We start from the raw sequence: 4,691 nt of genomic DNA on the forward strand, positions 1-4,691 counted from the left end.
GGCGGCGGCACCCAGGGCGCCGGTCGGGGTCTGCTCGGGGTACGCAGGCGCGCCGAGCGGCTCGGCGGCACGTTCTCCGCCGGCCCGCGTGCCGGTGGTGGCTTCACCGTACGGGCTGTCCTGCCCGCGCCCGAGGAAATGATCGGATGATCGGCCGACTGCGGGGCTTCCCCGATGGGGTACTGCGGAAATAGGGTGGGGGTCGGCGACCGTGCTGGTGGCCGGTGACCCGGTGGGAGGCGCAACCCGCCGGGCTCAGGTGTGCTCCGCACCCACCGGTGACCGTTCGGGTGCCACGCACGTCCGGTCACCCTCGCCCCGGTCCGCACAGGAATCCCCATCACATCAGGGGAGAAGGACAATGGCGCGACCCATCACGCTCTTCACCGGCCAGTGGGCCGATCTTCCGTTCGAGGAGGTCTGCCGGCTCGCCTCCGAGTGGGGCTACGACGGTCTGGAGATCGCCTGCTGGGGCGACCACTTCGAGGTCGACAAGGCGCTCGCCGACGACTCGTACGTCGAGCGCAAGAAGGAAACCCTCGCGAAGCACAACCTTGAGGTCTTCACGATCTCCAACCACCTGGTCGGTCAGGCGGTCTGCGACCACCCGATCGACGAGCGGCACCAGGACATCCTGCCCGGCCGCATCTGGGGCGACGGGGAGCCCGAGGGGGTTCGCCAGCGGGCCGCCGAGGAGATCAAGGACACCGCGCGGGCGGCGGCGAAGCTCGGAGTGAAGACTGTCGTCGGCTTCACCGGTTCGTCGATCTGGCACACCCTCGCGATGTTCCCGCCGGTGCCGCCGTCGATGATCGAGCGCGGCTACCAGGACTTCGCCGACCGGTGGAACCCCATCCTCGACGTGTTCGACGAGGTGGGAGTGCGGTTCGCGCACGAGGTGCACCCCAGTGAGATCGCGTACGACTACTGGACGACGAAGCGGACGCTGGAGGCGATCGGCAACCGGCCCGCGTTCGGGCTGAACTGGGACCCGTCGCACTTCGTGTGGCAGGAGCTGGACCCGGTGAACTTCATCTTCGACTTCGCCGACCGGATCTACCACGTGGACTGCAAGGACGCGAAGGTGCGTACCGGCGATGGCCGGCGTGGCCGGCTCGCCTCGCACCTGCCCTGGGCCGACCTGCGGCGCGGGTGGGACTTCGTCTCCACCGGCCACGGCGACGTGCCCTGGGAGGACTGCTTCCGCGCGTTGAACGCGATCGGCTACACCGGCCCGATCTCGGTCGAGTGGGAAGACGCCGGAATGGACCGGCTGGTCGGCGCTCCGGAGGCGTTGCAGTTCGTCCGCCGGCTCGCCTTCGACGCACCGAGCGCCGCCTTCGACGCGGCGTTCAGCAGCAAGGACTGACCGCGCGTCGGACAGACCACGGGCCGGTCGCCCTGCGGCGACCGGCCCGTCGACGTGCGATTGGTCAGAGCGTGCTGGCGTTCGTGCCCGAGCCGGACGGCTTGGTGCGGGGGTTCGTGGACGACGGCGACCCGGAGGTCGTGCCGACCGTGCTGGTGCCCGCCTTGGCGCCCACAGTGGCGGGCGTGCCGGCGAACGCGTCGTCGGCGGCGGTCAGCTCCTGCTTGCCGGTGCTGCCGTTGCCGTTGCCCAGCTTCTCGCCCAGTTTGGTCTGGCCGAGCTTGTCCTTGCCCTCGCTGTAGAGCTTGTTGGCCTGGGCCTGTGCCACCCCGGCCGCCTCCTGGACGGTCGGGTGGTCAAGCACCTTGCGGCCCCGGACCACGAGCTCTTCGTACTTCTCCCGGCCGGCACGGGCGCCCAGGACGAATCCCGCAGCCAGCCCGCCAAGAAACATGATCTTTCCGCGCATGGCGGCTCCTTCCGTACCTGACGCGCCGTCACCCCGGCGAGTTGCCCCGTCGGAAGGCGACCTGTTCGCGCCTGCGTCCTCTGTCCGCAGCTAACTACCCATCCTGCTCCCCGCTCAAGCATGGTTGTGCCGGGATGGCGATTTACCCTGTTTGTCAATGCGTCGCGGACCCTGACCTGCGCCTCTTGATCAACCGGCGCCGGGGTGGAACCCACTGGACCGCCACCGGGGAAAGTCCTGTACTCTTGTCCCGTCGCACGGCGTCGGCGAGATCCGATGTCAGGCGGTGCACGATCCCCTGTAGCTCAATTGGCAGAGCAGCCGGCTGTTAACCGGCAGGTTATTGGTTCGAGTCCAATCGGGGGAGCTTCTCCGCCCAACGCCCGTCGGCCCCAGGCCGACGGGCGTTCTTCGTATCTGCCCCCATCCGCAGGGTCGATCATGCAGTTGTGGTGCCGGTTGCACCCTGCTTTGCGCATTTCATCCACCACCACAACTCCTTGATCGACGCTGACGGTATGCCGGATTCGCGCTGCCTCGACGGGTTTGGGCGGCAGGATGGGCGATGGTGGCCGCGCTCAGAGCGCGTCGAACCTTGGGGTGTGAGGGGCGGATGTCCGGACGAGGCGGCAGGGCCACGCTGATCGCGGTGGCGGTCGTGCTGGCCTGGTTGGTGATCGGCGGCGTGTCCGGCCCGTACGCGGGACGCCTCAGCGAGGTCGCCACCAACGACAACGCCGCCTTCCTGCCCACCGACGCCGAGGCGACCCGAGCCCAGGACCTCGCCAGCGAGTTCGTCGACAGGCAGACCATCCCGGCTCTGGTCGTCTACGAGCGGCCCACCGGGATCACCGACGCGGACCGGCAACGGGTGAGCGCCGACGCCGCCCGGTTCGCCCAGATCCCCGGAGTGGTCACCCCACTGCCCCCGCCCATCCCGAGCGAGGACGGCCAGGCACTCCAGGTCGTCGTACCGGTGGACGACGCCGAGGGCGAGGAGATCGGCACCGTCGTCGAGCAACTGCGCGACATCACCGGCGGAGACCGGGACGGCCTCACCGTGGACGTCTCCGGCCCGGCCGGTCTGCTCGCCGACCTGATCGAGGTCTTCTCCGCCATCGACGGACCACTGCTGCTGGTCACCCTGGTCGTGGTGCTGGTCATCCTGCTGGTCGTCTACCGCAGCCCGGTCCTGTGGATCTTCCCGCTGCTCGCAGCCGGGATGTCGTACGCCCTCGCCTCGGTCTTCGTCTACCTGCTCGCCGACGCGGACGTGGTCAAGCTCAACGGGCAGGCCCAGGGCATCCTCACAGTGCTGGTCTTCGGCGCCGGCACCGACTACGCGTTGCTGCTGATCGCCCGCTACCGGGAGGAACTGCACCGGCACGAGCGCCCATGGGACGCTATGAAGGCCGCCTGGAAGGGCGCCGCGCCGGCCATCATCGCGTCCGGCGGCACCGTCATCGTCAGCCTGCTCTGCCTGCTGCTGTCCAGCCTCAACTCCAACCGGGCGCTCGGACCGGTCGCCGCCATCGGCATCGCCGCCACCCTGCTGGTGATGCTCACCTTCCTACCCGCACTGCTGGTGCTCGGCGGACGGTGGGCGTTCTGGCCCCGACGACCCCGAGCCGACCAGGCCGACCCTCGGGCCGAACACGGCATCTGGAGTCGCGTCGCCGGCTTCGTCGCCCGGCACGCCCGCCCGATCTGGCTGAGCACCGCCGTCGTGCTGGCCCTGCTGACCCTCGGCCTCACCCAGCTCGGCGCCACCACCCTCGGCCAGTCCGACCTGTTCACCCAGCGCACCGACTCCGTCGACGGCCAGGAGGTGATCTCCCGGCACTACCCGGCCGGCACCGGCAGCCCGGCCACCATCTTCACCACCGAGCAGACCGCCCGACAGGTCGCCCAGGTGGCGAAGGACGTGCCCGGGGTCGCCGATGTCCGCCCCCTCACCGCCGGCCCGCAGACCGGCCCACCCCAGGAGAACGCCGCCCCGAAGGTCGTCGACGGGCGGGTGCAACTGGAGGCGACCCTGGCCGACCCACCAGACAGCGACGGCGCCGAGCGGACCATCCGCGAGCTGCGGGTGGCCGTACACCGGGTGCCTGGCGCGGACGCTGTGGTCGGCGGCTTCACCGCGATCAACGTGGACACCTCGGACGCCGCGAAGCGCGACCAGAACGTCATCATCCCGGTGGTGCTGGTGGTCATCGCTGTCATCCTGGCCCTGCTGCTGCGCGCGCTGCTCGCCCCGCTGCTGCTGATCGCCACGGTGCTGCTCAGCTTCGCGGCGACCCTCGGCCTCTGCGCGCTGCTGTTCCGCCACGTCTTCGACTTCCCCGGCGTGGACTCGTCGTTCCCGCTGTTCGCGTTCGTCTTCCTGGTCGCGCTCGGCATCGACTACAACATCTTCCTGATGAGCCGCGTCCGCGAAGAGTCGGTCAAGCGCGGCACTCGCGCCGGAGTGCTCGCCGGCCTCGCCGTCACCGGCGGGGTGATCACCTCCGCCGGCATCGTGCTCGCCGCGACGTTCTCCGCCCTCGCCGTCCTGCCACTCGTGGTGCTCGTCGAGTTGGGTACGGCGGTCGCGATCGGGGTACTGATCGACACCATCATCGTCCGGTCGCTGCTGGTGCCCGCACTCGCGTACGACATCGGGCCGAAGATCTGGTGGCCGGGCCGGTTGTCCCGGGCGAACGGTGAGCGGGAGGCGCGCGGTGCTGGCTGAAACCGATGTGGTCATCGTCGGCGGCGGAACTCGGCCGCGATCCGCAGGGCGAAGGTGGTCTTGCCGGCGCCGGGAGTGGCGACCGCGGTGAAGTCCTCGGTACGGCGACGCAGGTATTCCAC

The 4,691-nt window shown here is 69.8% G+C and carries 3 protein-coding genes and 1 tRNA gene; 3 read left to right on the plus strand and 1 reads right to left on the minus strand.

The features are described from left to right. The first annotated feature begins 361 nt into the window (after positions 1–361). Positions 362–1,369, plus strand: a complete 1,008-nt coding sequence (locus ABZ749_RS29680; RefSeq protein ID WP_355009784.1) for a sugar phosphate isomerase/epimerase family protein — start codon at positions 362–364, stop codon at positions 1,367–1,369. Positions 1,370–1,433: 64 nt separating this feature from the next. Here ABZ749_RS29680 and ABZ749_RS29685 read toward each other — a convergent pair whose 3' ends face one another. Next, on the minus strand, positions 1,434–1,838 hold the full coding sequence (locus ABZ749_RS29685) for a hypothetical protein (RefSeq protein ID WP_269682837.1): 405 nt from the start codon (positions 1,836–1,838) through the stop codon (positions 1,434–1,436). 294 nt (positions 1,839–2,132) lie between these two features. Here ABZ749_RS29685 and ABZ749_RS29690 point away from each other — a divergent pair. Together ABZ749_RS29690 and ABZ749_RS29695 are read left to right on the plus strand one after the other, a co-directional pair. Beyond that, positions 2,133–2,205, plus strand: a tRNA-Asn gene (locus ABZ749_RS29690). 246 nt (positions 2,206–2,451) lie between these two features. Next, positions 2,452–4,569, plus strand: coding sequence for an MMPL family transporter (locus ABZ749_RS29695; RefSeq protein ID WP_357233588.1), 2,118 nt, complete (start codon positions 2,452–2,454; stop codon positions 4,567–4,569). The last annotated feature ends 122 nt before the right edge of the window (positions 4,570–4,691 follow it).

The organism is Micromonospora sp. NPDC047753, assembly GCF_040642735.1.
Taxonomy (GTDB): domain Bacteria; phylum Actinomycetota; class Actinomycetes; order Mycobacteriales; family Micromonosporaceae; genus Micromonospora.

What these genes read in the sequence shown, in the direction of transcription:
- ABZ749_RS29680 (WP_355009784.1), top strand. Translation starts at nt 362, where the DNA reads ATGGCGCGACCCATCACGCTCTTCACCGGCCAGTGGGCCGATCTTCCG.
- ABZ749_RS29685 (WP_269682837.1), bottom strand. Translation starts at nt 1,838, where the DNA reads ATGCGCGGAAAGATCATGTTTCTTGGCGGGCTGGCTGCGGGATTCGTC.
- ABZ749_RS29695 (WP_357233588.1), top strand. Translation starts at nt 2,452, where the DNA reads ATGTCCGGACGAGGCGGCAGGGCCACGCTGATCGCGGTGGCGGTCGTG.